This is a genomic window from Rhizobium sp. RSm-3 (genome assembly GCF_001854685.1).
Lineage (GTDB): Bacteria > Pseudomonadota > Alphaproteobacteria > Rhizobiales > Rhizobiaceae > Rhizobium > Rhizobium ecuadorense.
The window spans coordinates 215,640-232,624 of record NZ_MAWZ01000013.1 but is presented as its reverse complement, the minus strand read 5'-3'; the positions used below and the strand labels follow the sequence as shown (position 1 = coordinate 232,624).

General features: G+C 58.7%; 20 protein-coding genes, 1 tRNA gene and 1 pseudogene. 12 read left to right on the top strand and 10 right to left on the bottom strand.

Annotation, left to right across the window (positions count from 1 at the left end):
* Positions 1–709: 709 nt before the first annotated feature.
* Positions 710–1,342 (top strand): recombinase family protein, encoded by a 633-nt coding sequence (locus BBJ66_RS14320; protein WP_071088123.1) that lies wholly within the window; start codon positions 710–712, stop codon positions 1,340–1,342.
* 326 nt (positions 1,343–1,668) lie between these two features.
* Here the strand turns inward: BBJ66_RS14320 and BBJ66_RS14315 are convergent, their stop codons facing one another.
* From BBJ66_RS14315 to BBJ66_RS14305, 3 genes are all read right to left on the bottom strand, one after another.
* On the bottom strand, positions 1,669–2,058 hold the full coding sequence (locus BBJ66_RS14315; RefSeq protein WP_071087787.1) for a hypothetical protein: 390 nt from the start codon (positions 2,056–2,058) through the stop codon (positions 1,669–1,671).
* A 300-nt stretch (positions 2,059–2,358) separates the two neighbouring features.
* A complete protein-coding gene (locus BBJ66_RS14310; protein ID WP_128146101.1) occupies positions 2,359–3,978 on the bottom strand; it encodes a site-specific integrase in 1,620 nt (539 codons plus the stop codon).
* A gap of 65 nt (positions 3,979–4,043) precedes the next feature.
* A tRNA-Ile gene (locus BBJ66_RS14305) sits at positions 4,044–4,119 on the bottom strand.
* 199 nt (positions 4,120–4,318) lie between these two features.
* Between BBJ66_RS14305 and BBJ66_RS14300 the strand changes: the two genes are divergently transcribed.
* The gene (locus tag BBJ66_RS14300) at positions 4,319–4,687 is read left to right on the top strand and encodes a response regulator (RefSeq protein ID WP_049736277.1); all 369 of its coding nucleotides are present in this window, start codon (positions 4,319–4,321) and stop codon (positions 4,685–4,687) included.
* A 137-nt stretch (positions 4,688–4,824) separates the two neighbouring features.
* Here BBJ66_RS14300 and BBJ66_RS14295 read toward each other — a convergent pair whose 3' ends face one another.
* The 3 genes from BBJ66_RS14295 to BBJ66_RS14285 form a co-directional block, all read right to left on the bottom strand.
* A complete protein-coding gene (locus BBJ66_RS14295; protein WP_003593249.1) occupies positions 4,825–5,016 on the bottom strand; it encodes a hypothetical protein in 192 nt (63 codons plus the stop codon).
* Positions 5,013–5,678, bottom strand: a complete 666-nt coding sequence (locus BBJ66_RS14290; RefSeq protein ID WP_071087784.1) for an acyl-homoserine-lactone synthase — start codon at positions 5,676–5,678, stop codon at positions 5,013–5,015. Before BBJ66_RS14290 ends, BBJ66_RS14295 begins: the two co-directional genes overlap by 4 nt.
* 144 nt (positions 5,679–5,822) lie before the next feature.
* On the bottom strand, positions 5,823–6,548 hold the full coding sequence (locus BBJ66_RS14285) for a LuxR family transcriptional regulator (protein ID WP_071087783.1): 726 nt from the start codon (positions 6,546–6,548) through the stop codon (positions 5,823–5,825).
* 123 nt (positions 6,549–6,671) lie between these two features.
* Here BBJ66_RS14285 and BBJ66_RS14280 point away from each other — a divergent pair, with 123 nt between their 5' ends.
* On the top strand, positions 6,672–6,866 hold the full coding sequence (locus BBJ66_RS14280; protein WP_049736280.1) for a hypothetical protein: 195 nt from the start codon (positions 6,672–6,674) through the stop codon (positions 6,864–6,866).
* Positions 6,867–7,229: 363 nt separating this feature from the next.
* On the opposite strand, the pseudogene BBJ66_RS14275 reads toward BBJ66_RS14280, so the two are convergent.
* The 3 genes and pseudogenes from BBJ66_RS14275 to BBJ66_RS14265 form a co-directional block, all read right to left on the bottom strand.
* Positions 7,230–7,525, bottom strand: a pseudogene (locus tag BBJ66_RS14275) (GIY-YIG nuclease family protein).
* 303 nt (positions 7,526–7,828) lie between these two features.
* Positions 7,829–8,068, bottom strand: coding sequence for a DUF2934 domain-containing protein (locus BBJ66_RS14270; RefSeq protein WP_071087782.1), 240 nt, complete (start codon positions 8,066–8,068; stop codon positions 7,829–7,831).
* Between the two features lie 25 nt (positions 8,069–8,093).
* Positions 8,094–8,336: a hypothetical protein gene (locus tag BBJ66_RS14265; RefSeq protein WP_071087781.1), complete on the bottom strand. Its 243-nt coding sequence runs from the start codon at positions 8,334–8,336 to the stop codon at positions 8,094–8,096.
* 349 nt (positions 8,337–8,685) lie between these two features.
* Between BBJ66_RS14265 and BBJ66_RS14260 the strand changes: the two genes are divergently transcribed.
* Complete coding sequence (locus BBJ66_RS14260; protein ID WP_049733707.1) at positions 8,686–9,069, top strand: hypothetical protein; 384 nt, start codon at positions 8,686–8,688, stop codon at positions 9,067–9,069.
* Positions 9,070–9,184: 115 nt separating this feature from the next.
* Complete coding sequence (locus BBJ66_RS14255) at positions 9,185–9,598, top strand: DUF4174 domain-containing protein (protein WP_049733721.1); 414 nt, start codon at positions 9,185–9,187, stop codon at positions 9,596–9,598.
* Between the two features lie 42 nt (positions 9,599–9,640).
* Here BBJ66_RS14255 and BBJ66_RS14250 read toward each other — a convergent pair whose 3' ends face one another.
* Positions 9,641–10,351 (bottom strand): GntR family transcriptional regulator, encoded by a 711-nt coding sequence (locus BBJ66_RS14250; RefSeq protein ID WP_071087780.1) that lies wholly within the window; start codon positions 10,349–10,351, stop codon positions 9,641–9,643.
* Between the two features lie 266 nt (positions 10,352–10,617).
* Between BBJ66_RS14250 and BBJ66_RS14245 the strand changes: the two genes are divergently transcribed.
* From BBJ66_RS14245 to BBJ66_RS14215, 7 genes are all read left to right on the top strand, one after another.
* Positions 10,618–11,706, top strand: a complete 1,089-nt coding sequence (locus BBJ66_RS14245) for an ABC transporter ATP-binding protein (protein ID WP_071087778.1) — start codon at positions 10,618–10,620, stop codon at positions 11,704–11,706.
* Positions 11,707–11,751: 45 nt separating this feature from the next.
* On the top strand, positions 11,752–13,050 hold the full coding sequence (locus tag BBJ66_RS14240) for an ABC transporter substrate-binding protein (protein ID WP_071087776.1): 1,299 nt from the start codon (positions 11,752–11,754) through the stop codon (positions 13,048–13,050).
* Positions 13,051–13,306: 256 nt separating this feature from the next.
* A complete protein-coding gene (locus tag BBJ66_RS14235; protein WP_049733703.1) occupies positions 13,307–14,221 on the top strand; it encodes an ABC transporter permease in 915 nt (304 codons plus the stop codon).
* A 1-nt stretch (position 14,222) separates the two neighbouring features.
* Positions 14,223–15,044: an ABC transporter permease gene (locus BBJ66_RS14230; RefSeq protein ID WP_049733702.1), complete on the top strand. Its 822-nt coding sequence runs from the start codon at positions 14,223–14,225 to the stop codon at positions 15,042–15,044.
* Position 15,045: 1 nt separating this feature from the next.
* Positions 15,046–15,780: an aspartate/glutamate racemase family protein gene (locus tag BBJ66_RS14225; protein WP_071087774.1), complete on the top strand. Its 735-nt coding sequence runs from the start codon at positions 15,046–15,048 to the stop codon at positions 15,778–15,780.
* Positions 15,781–15,783: 3 nt separating this feature from the next.
* Positions 15,784–16,395 (top strand): flavin reductase family protein, encoded by a 612-nt coding sequence (locus BBJ66_RS14220; protein ID WP_071087772.1) that lies wholly within the window; start codon positions 15,784–15,786, stop codon positions 16,393–16,395.
* Positions 16,396–16,483: 88 nt separating this feature from the next.
* Complete coding sequence (locus tag BBJ66_RS14215; RefSeq protein WP_071087770.1) at positions 16,484–16,978, top strand: heme-degrading domain-containing protein; 495 nt, start codon at positions 16,484–16,486, stop codon at positions 16,976–16,978.
* The last annotated feature ends 7 nt before the right edge of the window (positions 16,979–16,985 follow it).

Sequence of the window (16,985 nt, the reverse complement as noted above, 5' to 3'; positions counted from 1 at the left end):
CCTCGAATCTGAGCCTTGAAGCATAGTTTGCCGATGTTGATAAAGCACTTTAGTCTCGGCATATTGCCCACAGTGGACATAAGCCCTCCAGTCCACCCCTTCGGCTCAAGAAGTAGTCAGGCAACATATTCCTGCCTATTAGGATAAAAAACTGTAGGTATCAGTCGAGCTCCAGATAGCAAAGCAGGCCGATATCAGTGGATAGTAAGTAAGTATACATAAAAATATGATCAAGAGCTTATAATAATAGTAGATAACAGGTGGAATCTGGACTGAATACTAGATATAACACTAAGTATCCTACTGGATATGTGCTAGATAAATTATTATGTGTATGACTGAGTGGTATATCATATAATATAATATACACAGTAATAGAGGAAATGACAGGCACAAGGTAGATAGATAAATTGCATAAAAATTAGAAATAATTGAATAGATAACAGCAGACTTATAAATCATAGATTTTGATTAATAGACGATATAGTATGATGTTATAAATTAATTATTTGCGGTATTTTAGTATATATTATTATGATGAGCGTATTCAAAGGCTGTCGGTAAGTCTGTTTACTAACTCAATAGTGTCCATATGGGCATAGCCTAGTTGACAACTCAATTCGGCTTAAAGCCGTGTCCACTAGGGTTGACATTGCAATGTGGACATAAGTATGTATGGACAGTACCCTAGTGAACAATGGTGATGTCCATGAAAACAGTTCTCTATGCCAGAGTGTCAACGGCTGACCAGACAATTGAACATCAGAAAGAGCAGGCTATTAGAGCTGGCTTTAAGATCGATCAGGTAGTTGCTGATCATGGTCAGTCTGGCGTAACCAGCAAGCTAAGAGATCGTCCGCAAGGCCGGAGATTGCATGATATCCTAAGGGCAGGGGACGTGCTCGTAGTACGTTGGGTGGACCGGTTAGGAAGAAATTACAGAGATGTAACAGATACCATTCGGCAGTTCATGGAAGCTGGTGTGGTCATCAAAACCGTGATCAATCAATTGGTCTTTGATGGCTCTACCGAGGATCCGATACAGCAAGCCATTAGAGATGCCATGATTGCTTTCATGGCTGCGACGGCGGAGGCTCAGGCTGAAGCGACAAAAGAAGCTCAGAAGGCAGGGATTGCGTACGCAAAAGGCGAAGGTAATCAGAAGTATAGAGGCCGAAAGCCGCAATTCAATAGAGATCAGTTTGATCGAGTGCTGGAGTTAGTCGGTAAGCATTCGGATACGGAGATCTCTAGGATGACAGGGGTCACGCGGCAAACTGTGATCCGAATTCGGGCGAAACCGGAAGAAAACAGCGCGATACTGGCGAACTGGGGAATGTGAGAGGGCTGGATGGCCTCTAAATCGGCCAGGGCGACTCATGGGCTCGTTTTTTTGCGGGAATGGGATGTTGGATGGCCTGGGCGCAGTGGAGCCACTCAGCGAGCGATTTTGGGAATATTCATAGAAACTAAAATTAAGGCTAAGCTGTTGATCAAAACGATAATACTTAGTCTTGGTCTACCGGCTAGATGCTTAGTCACAGATGTCAGCGCCTATACTTGCGCCGGCCTCCTTGGACGGTAGCGTTGATGGGATGTCGGTGACAGCTGGTTTACAACATATCTGCGTTTCGGAAATTCTATGCCGACATCGTCGGAGCCAAATTCCTAATTGATACCCGCGTTCTCACGTAAGTTTGCGAGCGGCTGTTGATAGATGCTTTTGATCGCGGCAGTTGCTGGTGCCTTCGTCACAAGATCCCGATACCAGTTTGGCATTAGAGGCGTCAGCCCGCGTCGATAGGCTTCTGCCACAATCGGAGTGCTTTTACCGTCATGTAGTGCCCGGATCTCGGTATTGACGCGCTGAATATCCTCGGTCGAGCCCATGCTTATAGTGACGTGGGCATACCTATTTGCGTTTAATTGGTCGTTGCCGTTCAACAGGGCTTCGAGAAAATAGTAAGCTCTAACAGCTTCGGTACCTGCGCCAGTGTTTAGGCGGAAGGCCTTATACGCAGCCCAACCCAAGACGGCTACGACGATAAGGGTCATCATGCGGATTGTCTCCTAGGGCGTTGGTCGCGGTACGTCCCCGCGAAAAGGCCCTTCGATCTCTGGTGATCGGGGAGGTAGTAAACCGCACAACACGGCCCTACGGCCTTTAGTTCGGAGAACCTGGACATACGCCGCAGGCTCCCCGACCATAAGGTCGAAGAGTGGTGCTGATTTGGCAGCACGATCCTAGTTGTGCGGGGTTACTACACCCCAGAGCCGCACGTACGGCCCTGCTATCTGTTTGATTCGTCGGCGGGGCTCTGTCAATAGGCGTGCAGCAAGGACACGATCCCTATATTGTTAATCTACCCAACCGAAATCGAGCTTTTGAAGAGCCTCGTTTCGTTGGGCTAGGGTATATCCCTCTTTGAAATATTGCTTCTGCGTCATTCCTTCAGGTTCGTGGCCAATAATCGCCTTCACAAGAGGGTCTGGTACATTGAGCTGCAATAGTCGCGTATTTACAGTATGCCTCAAGCTGTGGAACACCCGGGTCTTCGTCTTCAAGTTCAGATGGACAAGAAGTCTCTCGTTGAACCATCTGCTCTGCTGGCGCCCCCATCCATTTTTTATGTCATAGGTGAAGTCAGGGAACAGTTTATCAGCCTTGCGGCTGCGCAGTGCCTCTACATATTCCAATATCCCTGCTTCGATTAGACGATTGTGAATAGGCACCTGCCGTTTCGCGGCGTGCGTTTTCACACTCTTCCTGTCTCCCTCATCGTTGATGTCGAAATACCAGATGTCTGACTCTTGGCGAATGTCGCCTAAGTGTAGTTGCGAAATCTCACCCAGCCGGGCTCCGGTGTAGATACCAATGAGCGTTGCCCATTTCTGATATGGCTTGCTGACTATTCCATCGGGATTGAGTATGACGGCTCGTAAGATCGCCCCGACATCTCGGTCGGAATATGGGTCACGTTTAGAGTCGTTACTTTTCTTGCCTTGGCGAACTGACAGGCCGGCAAACAGATTGCTATCTATGTGATTGTTATCTTTGGCCCATTCAAAAAAGTCGTTGTAAGTTTGGAAATACTTGTTGAGCGTTGCAGGTTCAAGTTTCGCCACGCGGGGGAGGTTCAGGATATCGGCTAAGGGCTTGCCTCGGGTTTCTGGGTTCTTAGTTCGATTCTTAGGATAAGCTAACAGTGTATCCTTTACCGTCTTCGCGTCCCCTGCAGAGATAGCACGTGCGTCCTTCTTGGAACCTAATATCTCTTCAAGGAGTGCAAAGTGTACCGACTTTTCATATGCCGTCTTCTCCGCCCAGTTCTTCCCCACATTACGCTCTTTAGTATACGCCTCTCGTAGTTCAGCCAGCGTAAAGCCTTTGACGATTTGTTGCGCTTCCGGCAGCGACGTTTCCGTGAAGTTGAAATTTCGCAGACGCTCGTCATGCTGCAAAAGGTCAGCTAGTGCGCTTCTGTATGCATGTCGATAAGCCCTCTCCAGCAGAGTGTATCCGCTAGTGCCTGTGGTCATTTCCACACCATGCTTGGCGAGTATCGCCTGTAACTCTTCGCTGTCATCTTGCCCGTACCAGTCGGCCAACGGTACATCTTGCTCGATAGCCCGATCTACCTCGACCAGTTTGTCTTGAGCGTTTCTCAACTTGGCTGGTTCCATAGGGCCATGCGAATCAAGCTCACTCTTTCTGGTGGCTAACTGTTCGGCAAAGTGCCGCTTTAACAGCGTCCGGATATCGGCATAGTTCATTGCTGTGGCACGTCCATGATCATTAAGTCTTTGGCCTATCTGGCTTAAATATCGCGACAAACGCAACGCCTTCTGTGGCTCTCTAGTCCCCAATGAAAGCTTGATGGTGGTGGGCGTTCGTGAAGGGTGCAGCTCTTTGGGGATCGGCCAGCGAAAGAAAAAGATGCCGTTCCTTGACTTCAATAGATATGCCGGATTGAACAAACCGGTGTCTCCCTTGGATGTTTCCCCAAGAAAACCGAAATCTAAGCCTTTGATTTTAAAGGAAATGGTGGGCCCGGAGGGACTCGAACCCCCAACCAAGCGGTTATGAGCCGCCGGCTCTAACCATTGAGCTACAGGCCCTTGGCGCCGGAGGCCGGCGCCGTGATGCCGGGGCAATGGTTCCCGCAGCATCGGTTCGCTCTAACGCAAATTGCAGGGAGCCACAAGCGCAGAGCGCAAGCATCTGTGGACGATGCATATTTCATCGGTGCGGGCACTGGAACCTTCTCGCGCGGGCGACAATTACAGGGATTGGATTCGATGAAGAGGGCGATCGCAGATGGTGGCGTTGAACAGTGCCGTGGTGCTTATCGTCGAGGATGAGCCGGTGATCCGGTTCAATGTCCTCGATGTGCTCGAAGATGTCGGCCATGTGGCGCTGGAGGCGGCGAATGCGGATGAGGCGATGGTGGTGCTGAAAGGCCGGCCGGACGTCGATATCCTGTTCACCGATGTCAACATGGCGGGGTCGATGGACGGGATCCAGCTTGCCAAACGGGTGAGGGCGATGCGGCCGAATATCGGCATCATCATCACCTCGGGCATGGTGCGGCTCGACCCCATGGCGCTGCCCGCCAATACCGCCTTCCTGCCCAAGCCCTATATGCACGACGCGCTGATCTCGACGATCGATTCGCTGATGACGTGAGTTCCCGGATGATGTGACTGGCAATGCCCGATGACATGACAGGGGCGCGCAGCCGCAAAACGGGGACTGGTTTTGCGGCTGCGCGCGAGGCGCCGGGAGACATGCTCGTCTTCAGGCGTGCGGAGGGGGTCGCGCCCTCAGCTGAAGCTGCTCTTCAGCGCCTCATTCTCGTGATGAGCCTTCTTCTCGTAGATCGTGAACAGCGCCATCGAGAGGAGATAGGAGAGGAAGGGATCCCCGATCTGCGTGGCGATGTCGCGGGAGGCGAGCACATGGCGCTCCAGGGCCCCGATATCTTTCTGTATTGCGGTTTCAGCGAGGCGGTTCATGCTGCCATCTCCAGGAATTGGGTCACGACCGAGCGGGCCGGAACATGTCTGATGTAAAGGGGTAGGGTCAGGCCGAGGGCGGTGCGCATCTTGCGCAGCACACGGTCCGACACTTCGAAGGCGCCGCAGCAGACGGGGTACTTGCCGTAGCCGTCTGCGCGGCCGAGTTCTTCCACTTCGGCGCCGGCGCGCTTGTAGACGCGCTTGAGATAGGGCTCGTAGTTGGAAATCATCGTGTGGATGCCGTGATCGAGCGCGCATTCGCAAAGCGCCAGCAGCATCATCGAAAAGGCGCGGCCGGCGTCGACATTGGGGAAATCCCTGGCGATCGCCTCTTCGTCGATGCACATGCGCGTGCCCTCCCAGATGCCCGGCGCGATGAGATCGGCGGCATCCGGAAAAGTCTCGCGGAAGACATCGTAGAGAAGGGTCGGGCCGGTCGTCGGCATCAGGCGCATGCCGCCGTAAAGACGGGTGCGGCTGTCGTTGCACCAGACGAGATAGGCCGGAGCCAGCGCATCGTAGCTGTCGCGTTCGTAAGGGCCGACGACGGGAACATCCCAGCCGAGCGTATCGGCGAACACCTTCTTGCGCAGGCGAAACATCTGATCCAGTACGGCAGCGTATTTCTGGTACTCATGTGCCTGAATGATAACGAACATTTTGCCCTCCAGCGTTTGCAAGTCCGTGGAGAGCAGAATGGTCCAGGCGGGCCGGATCGAAAATTCCCTCAGATGGGCCCCCTCAGATGAGGGGATTAGCCCAAAAGTATGAGGGCTGGCGTCACGAGATGCGCCGGCCGAAGACTATGGATTGATGATGCGCAATTGCACGGCCCGCGAGGCGGCGGCCGAAATCGTGGCGCAGCCGAGCTTGAAGCGGGCGGTCTTCAGATAATCGCGGGTCGTGTGCTCGGAAATGCCGAGGATGACCGAGATATCCTTGTAGTCCTTGCCGAGTGCCGTCCAGTGCAGGCACTCGATCTCGCGCGGCGACAGGGTCGGCACCGGGTCGTTCTCGCCGTGCAGCTCGTAGACGGCCTTGCGATGGATCAGATGGGCGATCTCGATCCATTCGTTGCGGCAGCGGCGGACAAGCTCGTTCCATTCGTCGACCGGGATGCGGGCATTCACCGACAGCAGCGCGCGGCGCTGCGCCTTGTCGGCGACGGGAATGGAGTAGCCGTTGCCGCCGATGCCGTGCTTCTGCGCGTCGACCAGCATGGCATAGGCCTCCGGCGTCGGCTCGACCTCGCTCCAGTCGAAGGGCAACTGGCGTTCGAAGCCCTGCTTGACGATCGGGTCGACCTTCACATAGCTGTTCAGCAGATAGCGGGAGACCCAGGCATCCGGATAGGTGGTGCGCACGAAGGGCGAATCGATCTTGCTGGCGATCGTCTGGGCGAGGTGGTAGGTGACGAAATCGAGGCCGTATTCCGCCTGCAGAATGCGGATGGCCGCATCCACATTGGCCGCCGCCTTGATCTGTTCGAAGGCGGGTTCGAACTTTTCGCTATAGGTATTCTCGGTCATTTCCACTGCCCCAATTCCCTCAATCCTACCGTGAGGACCGTCACAAATACAAGGCATCCCCACATATGCGGGGAATGACAATCCCGGCTCCGCCTGCTAGCGCCTTTCACGAGGAGACCTCATATGGACAGCAAGAGACCCTTCGAGATTGCCGAATGCCAACAGGCCGCCAAGGGCCTGAAATCCAGCTGGCAGGACATGGCAGGCTCCGAAGCGCTGATCCGCGCCCTCGTTGCCGAACGCAACGGCGACACCCCGCTAGCCCTGTTCTGGACCGAGGTCCACCGGGCGCTTTGCGTTGATAACAACGTTTTCTGACATGGCCCGCCCCGGCGGGTGTTTCAGGCTTTTCCCGATATTGACTGGATCGGCTAGGCACCAGGATCGGCCACGGCAAGATGAAATCCGTGTCCCCTTTTCATTCTCATCCGTTTCCGATTTTGCGAAGAAAGTGTCGAGCGGCAATGCTGCGGCCGGGTAGAGGGAAAGCCGCTACTCCCTGGATTTGTGCCATTATGCTTGATGAATGGTTTCCAATGCCGGCGCTGGTGTCTCGGGAAACGGCTAGACTGTGCCATTGCTGACGCCCGCGAGCCGCACGCCCCAAGCGGCAACCTCTCTCCGACCCCATCGTGAGGTGCCCCTCAGGGGCCTCGAAGGACGAGGTCGGCCACCGGCCGCTCACTCCACCTTGATCGGCCCGCGCTTCGACAACTCCGGCAAGGCCTCGTAATCCATGGCAATCAACGCCTCCTTCTTGCGGCGCGACCAGCCCTTGATCTGGCGCTCCCGGGCGATGGCGTCGATGATGCGGTCAAGGTTTCGGTGAAGACGAGTTCGACGGGCAAGCGCTTGGCGGTGTAGCCTTCCTAGCGCCCGGCATTGTGCTCCCAGACAAGCGCCTCGATCTCCTGCTTGGTCAGCCCGGTGTAATAAGAGCCGTCGCTGCAGCGGAGGATGTAGACGGTGACTTCCATGGCGGGAGGCTAGCATGGGGGGCGAGTGGGCGGCATTTGTGCAGCCGCTAGATCGCCGAGCCACCCGTCCTCGTGGTTCGAGACGGCCCTGCGGGCCTCCTCACCATGAGGGCTAGTTGTTGTGCCGCGTGGCTGGTGGGCTGATCGGCGTGCCGAGTTTTGCAGACTGGGGCTCTGGCGTGCTGCTCCGCTCTCCGATGAGCCACAAGCCGCACCCTCTCTCCGCCCTCATCCTGAGGCGCCCCGCAGGGGCCTCGAAGGAGGAGGCCGGCCAACGGCGCCAAAGCCGATATGAGATAGAGATCAGCCAACCTTGGTCGACGGGTTGATCCAGTCCTGGCGCGGCAGTTCGGGCTTCGGCTGCTTCGGGCGAAATTTCACCAGGACCTCGCGGCCGTCGATGGAGGCCTTCGTGCGTTCCAGTGCATTGCGTTCGGCAACCGCCTGGCGCCAGTGATCGTCACCGCGCCCGTCGGGACGGCCCTGTTCTTCCCAGATCGCGTAGGCCCTTTTGCTGATCCATTCGTGGCGTCTGTCGCTCATCTATCCATTCCATGTGTGAAAGGTGTTATTCGGCAATTCTGTCCTGCGGAAGCGGTCTGTCCTGCGGAAGCGGTCTGTCGTGGCGAACGGGCAGGCGGCGCTTGGCGGCCATCAGCAGGTCGAGTTCGATCGAGGAGGGCCCGAAACGGGTGAACAGGCTTTCGGCCTGCTCGCCGCCCAGGCCGTATTTGGAAGCGAATTCGTCAAGGCTGTAAGGGCGGCCGCGCACGACCCTGCTTCGGCGCTCCGATTCACGGATTTGCGTCATTGGTGATTCCCCAGACTGTTTTTCGAAGTGTGAGAACAAAACAGATTACAGCGGCAAAAGTTCCGTGATTTTTCAGGGTTTTTTCGCCACTGCAGGGCGGTCCAGAGGCTGTGGCATGGAATTTCACGAACGGCTGCTGGTTGGAAAATTTCGCCTAAAAGACGCAAGAAAATCAGCGCGTTATGGAATTGGCTTCCGCGAGGGCCGATAAATGGGCTTTACCCCGGCGCGTTAGTCTATAGAATCAATCGTGTTAATCGGTTCGCAGGGGCAGCAAAACGCTCCGTTCCCGCGTTGGCGCGACCGATACCGGAGGACTTTGGCTTCAACCCATCAAGAGGAGACAGACATGATGAATGCCCTGCCGCCACTTCATGACGGCCACGCGCCGTTTACCCTCCAGCAGCTGTTTCGCGAAGCGCTTTATGCCTTCGAGGAATGGGACAGCGAATTGACCGAACCGATCGTGACCTACGAAGGACGGGTCGTCCCCATCGGCTTCGTTTTCGAAGCCATGCGCGAATGCACCGACATCGTGCCGATGAACATCGTCGGCGCTGTCACCGAGCGGCTGACCAAGCCGTGGGAGGGCGAAGGCCCGCTCGACCAGATGACCTTCTCGACGGCGGCGCGCGTCATGCGCGTGCTGGTGCGCAAGCGCCTTCTTGCCAACGGCACGGTCGATCTCGTCGCCGTTTCGGCTCACGCAGCCGAAGACCAGAGCCGCGACTGACGGGAAAAGGATCGCGGCCCTGGCTGCGATCCTTTTCCGCTTTCCGGCGGAACCTCGCCCCTTGCCAGCCGTTTACTGGCATGCCCGCCGCCAGTGCGGGTGAGGAATGAGCACCATGCTGAAATCCATCGTTCAAGAAATCATCGGCACGCCGCGGCGTGAGCCGGAACTTCCGCAATCGCTCGAGCAGTTTCGCGACAGGAAGCGGGTGCTGATCATCTTTGCCGATGCGCAGGACGACCGTGCCGTCATCCAGGACGAATGGCTGCGGAACGCGCATATGCGTCTCATCGAGGAAGACATCGAGGTTTTCATCATCGCCGGCGGCGGCGCTTTCTCGCTGCTCGACGACGGCTCCGAACTCGATGCCGACGATGTCAGAGAGCGGCTGCAGGGGCCGCCATCCGGTGAGTTCGGGCTGATCCTGATCGGGCGCGACGGAACCGTGAAACTGCGCTCGAGCGAGCCGAGGCCCGCGGAGGATATTTTCGCGGCCCTCGAGATGCTGCCCAAGCGGACGCCCTGGTAGGGTTCGGAACACCGCGGACGCGCGTCCGACGTCTCCTGCTTCTTAAAGCTCGAAGGCTTCCTTGAGGCCGAGGCTCTTGCGCTCGCGCAGGTCGAGATCGGTCTCGATATGGGCGATGTGATGCAGCATCAGCCGGCAGGCGCGGTCGAGGTCGCTGCTTTCGATCGCCGAGATGATCTCGCCATGTTCGGAATGGCCGCAGCTCGATGCGGTGGATTGGCCGTAAAGGGCAATCACCAGGGAGGAGCGGGCAACGAGCTCTTCCATGAAGCGCTGCATGATTGCATTGCCTGAGATCTCCGCCAGCATCAGGTGGAAATCGCCCGACGCCTTGATCTCGGCGCGGCGCGCCGTCTGGCCGCGTTCGCTCATCAGCCGCCCTTCCTCCAGCAACAGCTGTTTCAGCTGGCTGATATCATCCGCGGTCATCCGCGCCGCCGCCTCACGCAATATGCCGGGTTCGACCAGGCGGCGGGCGGAAAAGATCTGGCGGGCCTCCTCCGGCGAGGGATAGGCGACGAAGGCGCCGCGGTTCTTCTCGACGCTGACGAGGCCCTCATAGGAGAGCGCCTGCAGGGCGGCGCGGGCGAGCGTGCGGCTGACGTTGAAGAGATTGCCGACATCGCTTTCGGAAAGCTTGGTGCCGGGTGAAAGCCGGCGCTCGACGATCGCCTCGCGAATGGCGTCGCGGATCTGTTGCGCGCCGGTTTCGGCGGAGTCTTCGGCCTGCATAGCCTTGGCGGCGGATTTCATGAAATCATTCCCTGATGGCGGGCAAACCATATCCGGCTTCGCGGCAAAAGTTAAACGGAATTTGTGCCCGAAACGCCGGCGGAATTGTATACGATTTTCTGCACAAATTGAGCACGAAAGCCTAAATCATGTGCAGACACTGCCTAGCCCATAATTTTACCTCGCGGATGGATCGTCGATAAAACCGTTTTTTCACAATGGTTTGGTCGGTGAAACGGAATCTGGCACGGCAGATGCATCGTCTTTTCCAAACAGGGGAAGGCATGATGTCGAAAGCGGCAGAGATCGATATAGTATCCGTTTCGAAGGTCTATGGGGCGACAACGGCCGTCCATGCCATCAGCCTGAAAATTCCGGCCGGCGCCTATTGCTGCTTCCTCGGCCCATCGGGCTGCGGCAAGACCTCGACGCTGCGCATGATTGCCGGCCATGAGAGCATTTCGTCGGGCGATATCCGGCTCGGCAATACTGTTGTCACCGATTTTCCGCCGGCCAGGCGCGGCACGGCGATGATGTTCCAGTCCTATGCGCTGTTTCCGCATCTCGATCTCATCGACAACGTCGCCTTCAGCCTGAAGATGAAGGGCGTCGACAAGGCCGAGCGGCGGGCCAAGGCGCTCGACCTGCTGAAGCTGATGCAGATGGAGCCCTATGCCTCCAGGCGCCCGGCCCAGCTTTCCGGCGGCCAGCAGCAGCGTGTGGCGCTGGCGCGCGCGCTGATCACCGATCCGGAGGCGCTGCTGCTCGACGAGCCGCTGTCGGCGCTCGATCCATTCCTGAAGATCCGCATGCGCGCCGAACTCAAGAAACTGCAGAAGTCGCTCGGTATCACCTTCGTCCATGTCACCCACAGCCAGGAAGAGGCGATGGCGCTCGCCGATATCATGGTCATCATGAATGACGGCCGGATCGAGCAGGCGGCTGCGCCCCGCGACGTGTTCGAGAAGCCGGCAACCGCCTTCGTCGCCCGCTTCATGGGCGATCACAACGTGCTCAGCGGCCGGGTGACCTCAAGCGACAACGGCGTGCTCGTCATGACCGTGCCGGAGGGGCAGAGCTTTTCCGTGCGCGGGGCAGGCAGGGAGGTCGGCGAACCGGTCGATATCGGCATCCGCACCGACCGCGTGCGCCTGCAGGTGGCGACCGAATGGACGCTCGGCTTCAACGGCGCCGTCTCCAACGTCGAATATCGCGGCTCCTCGGTGAAGATCACCGTTATCGGCGCCGGCAGCGACGACTTCACCGTCATATCAGACGACAGCGACTATTTCGCCCGGCCGGTTTCTGTCGGCGATGCCGTTGCGCTCAGCTGGGCGCTCGAGGATGCCGTGCTTCTCGGCCGCTCTTCCGCATGAACCATCACCAACCATCCTTCCGCATCAACAAAAAGGGGAACTGACATGACGACTGAAACCACATCGACCAAGGCTGGGAAGGGTCTTTCCCGCCGCACGCTGCTGAAGACGGGTGCCGCCGCCGTCGGCGCCATCGCCGGCTCCGGCGCGATCACCGGCTTCCCGACAATCTGGGCGAAGACGAACATCACGCTTCGCCAGTTCGGCACCGGCGTCTCGAACATCAATGCCATCGCCGAAAAGTGCAAGGCCGATCTCGGCATCACGCTGGAGATGACGGCGACCGATTCCGATGCCGCCGCCCAGCGCGCCGTCACCCAGCCCGACAGCTACGACATCGCCGACATCGAATACTGGATCGCCAAGAAGGTGTTCCCGACAGGCGTGCTGCAGCCGATGGACGTCAAGAAGCTGAAATATTACGACAAGATCGTGCCGCTGTTCATCAACGGCAAGCTGAAGCCGGACAGCGTCATCGCCCAGGGCACGGCGCCGCACACGGTCGGCTTCGTCGAGGCGCAGGATTCCAAGAAATTCGCCAAGGAGCCGACGCAGTGGATGACGATGGTTCCGACCATCTACAACGCCGACACGCTCGGCATCCGTCCCGATCTCACCGGCCGTCCGATCACCAGCTGGGCCGATATTCTCGATCCGGCCTTCAAGGGCAAGACCGCTATCCTCAACATTCCGTCGATCGGCATCATGGATGCCGCGATGATCATGGAAGCCTCCGGCAAGATCAAGTATGCCGACAAGGGCAACATGACCAAGGAAGAGATCGACAAGACGATCGAATTCCTGATCAAGACCAAGGGCGAGGGCCAGTTCCGCGCCTTCTGGAAGTCGTTCGACGAGTCGGTCAACCTGATGGCCTCGGGCGAAGTCGTCATCCAGTCGATGTGGTCGCCGGCCGTTGCCGCCGTCCGCTCCAAGGGCATCGCCTGCACCTTCCAGCCGCTCAAGGAAGGCTATCGCGCCTGGGGCGGCGGTCTCGGCCTTGCCTCGCATCTGAAGGGCGCCGAGCTCGACGCGGCTTACGAGTACATCAACTGGTACACATCAGGCTGGGTCGGCGGCTATCTCAACCGCCAGGGTTACTATTCCGCCTGCATGGACACCGCCAAGAACTTCATGTCGGCTGACGAATGGGGCTACTGGATCGAGGGCAAGGCGGCGCAGGGCGATATCCTGTCGCCTGAGGGCAAGGTCATGGAAAAGGCCGGAGCCGTCCGCGACGGCGGTTCCTTCGAAGCCCGCATGGGCGCCGTCGCCTGCTGGAACTCGGTGATGGACGAAGACCGCTACATGGTCCGCCGCTGGAACGAGTTCATCGCCGCCTGATGCAGGTCGGCGTGTGCCGCTTTCCCCTCCCACAAGGGGGAGGGAGCCCGGCGAGGTTGCGGCAGAGAAACTCCCTCCCCCTTGTGGGGAGGGTTGTGGAGGGGTCTTTTTTTGAGCCCTCCCTATCCGACGCAAGGTCCGCGGTAGCCAAGGCGCTGCCGCGATTCCCTTCTCCCCGCCTGCGGGGAGAAGGTGCCGGCAGGCGGATGAGGGGCATCCCTCGTCTGCCGGAATATGGATAAAGGGAGAACCGGATATGGCAACCATCGCAGCAGATACGGAAGAGGGCAGCCACGGCGCCCGCGGCGGCCGCGCCTTCCGCCTCTCCCCCTCGGCCATCTCCTATCTCCAGGCGACGCCGCTGATCGCCATTCTCGGTTTCTTCTTCCTGCTGCCGATCGCCATGATCGCGGTCGTCAGCTTCTGGGATTATGATTTCGCCGGCCTCTATCCCGATTTTCTCACCATGAACTACACCGATACGCTCGGTTCGTGGGTGACGTGGAAGACCTATCTCAACACGCTGAAATTCACCGCCATCGTCTGGGGGCTGACGCTTCTCATCGGTTTCTGGGTTGCCTATTTCCTGGCCTTCCACATCCGCAAGACCTCGACGCAGATGATCCTCTTCCTTGTCTGCACCGTGCCGTTCATGACCTCGAACATCATCCGCATGATCTCGTGGATCCCGGTGCTCGGGCGCAATGGCCTCGTCAATTCGTCGCTGATCAAGATGGGTATCATCCCGCAGCCGATCGAATGGCTGCTCTATTCCGATTTTGCCGTCGTGCTTGCGATGGTGCATCTCTATACGCTGTTCATGGTGACGCCGATCTTCAACACGCTGATGCGCATCGACCGGTCCCTGTTCGAGGCGGCGCGCGATGCCGGCGCGTCGGGCTGGCAGGTGCTGTGGAACGTCGTCATTCCGCTCGCCAAGCCCGGCATGGCGATCGGCTCGATCTTCGTCGTCACCCTCGTCATGGCCGATTTTTCGACGGTGCAGGTGATGTCCGGCGGCCAGAGCGCCTCGGTGGCGCTGATGATGAAGAACCAGATGTCGCTGCTGCAATATCCGGCGGCGGCCGCCAATGCGGTGGTGCTGCTTGCCGTCGTGCTCTTGATGGTCGCGGCCATCCTGCGCGTCGTCGACATCCGCAAGGAGCTTTGAGATGAACCACGAAAAACGCGGCCTCGAATTCTATCTTCTGGCGATCTTCTTCGCCGTCTTCGTGCTGTTCCTCTACGGCCCGCTCTCGGCGATCCTGATCCTCTCCTTCCAGGGGCCGGACGGCGGCCTGACCTTCCCGATGAACGGCGTTTCCACCCACTGGTTCTTCAACCTGTTCGAAAAGCAGGCGGTCGGCGATTTCGGCGCCTCTTTCCGCCGTTCCTTCACCCTCGGGCTGATGGTGATGGTGGTGACCGTCACGGTGTCGCTGCTCGCCGGCCTTGCCTTCCGCCGCCGTTTCCGCGGCTCGACCGCGCTGTTCTATGCCACGGTCGCCAGCCTCGTGGTGCCGTCGATCATCGTCTCGCTCGGCATCGGCGTCGTCTTCCAGGAGGGAGGGCTGAAGCCCGCCTGGTATTCCTCGGCCTTCGGCGCGCATCTCACCTGGACGCTGCCCTTCGGCGTGCTGATCATGTTTGCCGTCTTCAACCGCTTCTCGCCGGCCTATGAGGAGGCGGCGCGCGACCTTGGCGCCAGCTCCTGGCAGACCTTCCGCCATGTCGTGCTGCCGATGATCGCGCCAAGCCTGATCGGCGTCGGCCTGTTCGGCTTCACGCTCTCCTATGACGAATTCGCCCGCACGCTGATGACCTCGGGCAGCTACAACACGCTGCCGCTCGAAATCTACGGCATGACCACCAATGTCACGACGCCGGTGCTCTATGCGCTCGGCACAGTGACGACACTGTTTTCCTTCACCATCATTCTCATCGCGCTCGGCATCATGATCATGCTCGGCCGGCGGCAGGCAAAGATCAACTGACATGCGCATTCTCATCGTCAATCCGAACACCACGGCCTCCATGACCGAGAAGGCCGCCACCGCCGCGCGCGCGGTGGCCGCGTCCGGCACGGAAATCATCGCCGCCACTTCGCAGATGGGGCCTGTTTCCATCGAAGGCCATTACGACGGGGCGCTGGCGATCCCCGGCCTGCTTTCCGAACTGAAAGAGCGGCAGGTGGCGGGCTATGACGCAGCCGTCATCGCCTGCTTCGACGATACCGGCCTTGAAGCGGCGCGCAGCTTTGCCGACGTGCCGATCCTCGGGCTTTGCGAATCCGCCGTCGCAACGGCCGGCTTCCTGGCGCAGCGTTTTACCGTGGTGACGACGCTGGAGCGCTCGCGGGTGCTGATCGACAATCTGGTGCGCCGCTACGGCATGGGCGAGCGCGCCAAGGTGCGCGCCTCCGACATTCCGGTGCTGGAGCTCGAAGATGCGGCATTGGGCGCAATCGGCAAGCTCAGGGCCGAGATCGAGCGGGCGCTTGAAGAAGACGGTGCCGAGGCGATCGTGCTCGGCTGCGCCGGCATGACAGATCTGGCGAGGGAATTGCAAGATATCTACGGCGTGCCCGTCATTGACGGCGTCGCAGCCGCCGTCAAGCAGGCCGAGGCGCTGGTCTCGCTCGGGCTTTCCACGAGCAAGCGCGGCTCCTACGCCTCGCCGCTGCCGAAAACCTTCACCGGCGCGATGAGCGCCTTCTCGCCGGCCGGCTGAGCCATGGCCGTTTCCTTCGACTTCACAGAGCTTTCCGAGCGCCAGCGTTACAAGCTGATGATCGGCACGATCATTCCGCGACCGATCGCGCTGGTGACGACGGTCGATGAACACGGACGGATCAACGCCGCCCCCTTCAGCTTCTTCAACTGCCTGTCGGCCGATCCGCCGATTCTGGCGATCGGCGTCGAGAACAATGCCGACATGTCCTTCAAGGACACCGGCCACAATATCCGCATGACCGAGGTTTTTACCGTCAATATCGTCTCCTTCGCCATCGCCGAGGCGATGCATGTCTGTGGCGCCAAATATCCGCGCGGCGTCGATGAGCTGAAGCAAGCGGGTTTGACGGCGATGCCGGGGGAGAAGGTGGCATCGCCCTATATCGCCGAGGCGCCGGCTGCCTTCGAATGCCGGCGGCATGTGACACTGGAGCTCGGGCGCTCGCGGCAGATCGTCATGGGCGAGATCGTCTATGCGCATTACCGCGACGGTGTCGTCGATCCGGAACGGCTGCATGTTGATCCGGCCGCCGTCGATGCCATTGCGCGGCTCGGTGGCGATACCTGCGCCACAACGCGCGACCGTTTCGAGATGCTGACGCCCAAGCTCTGAGCTGGGGCAGATCCAAGTTTTGCTTTACTTTTTCGCCTCTCGCGAGAATGGTCTGCAACGGATCATTGCGGCAGAGGAGCGCCTTATCATGACACTCGACGACGATCTCAACCGGATCGCGGAGCAGGAAAAAGCGCTGAGCTTCGATGCCTTCGACCTGACGACGGCATGGCAGCTCGGCAAGCTCCTGCAGGAACTCGCCACCGAGCGCGGCCTCGGGATTGCGATCGATGTGACCCTGCATTCGATGCCGGTCTTCTATGCCGCGCTGCCGGGGGTGACGCCCGATAATGTCAATTGGGTTCGCCGCAAACGCAATATGGTATTCCGCTATTTCCGCAGCAGCTATGCCTCGGGCCTGAAACTGAAAAAGGACGGCAAGACGGTCGAGGATAACGGGCTTTCCGGCGCCGATTATGCGCCGCATGGCGGCAGTTTCCCGATCAACGTTAAGGGCACCGGCTGCATCGGCGCGGTCACCGTCTCCGGCCTGCCGCAGCGCGACGACCACAATCTCGCGGTCGAGGCGCTGGCGCTGATGCTGGCGAAAGATCTGGATACGCTGCGGCTCGCGCCGCTCTGAGTGGGTT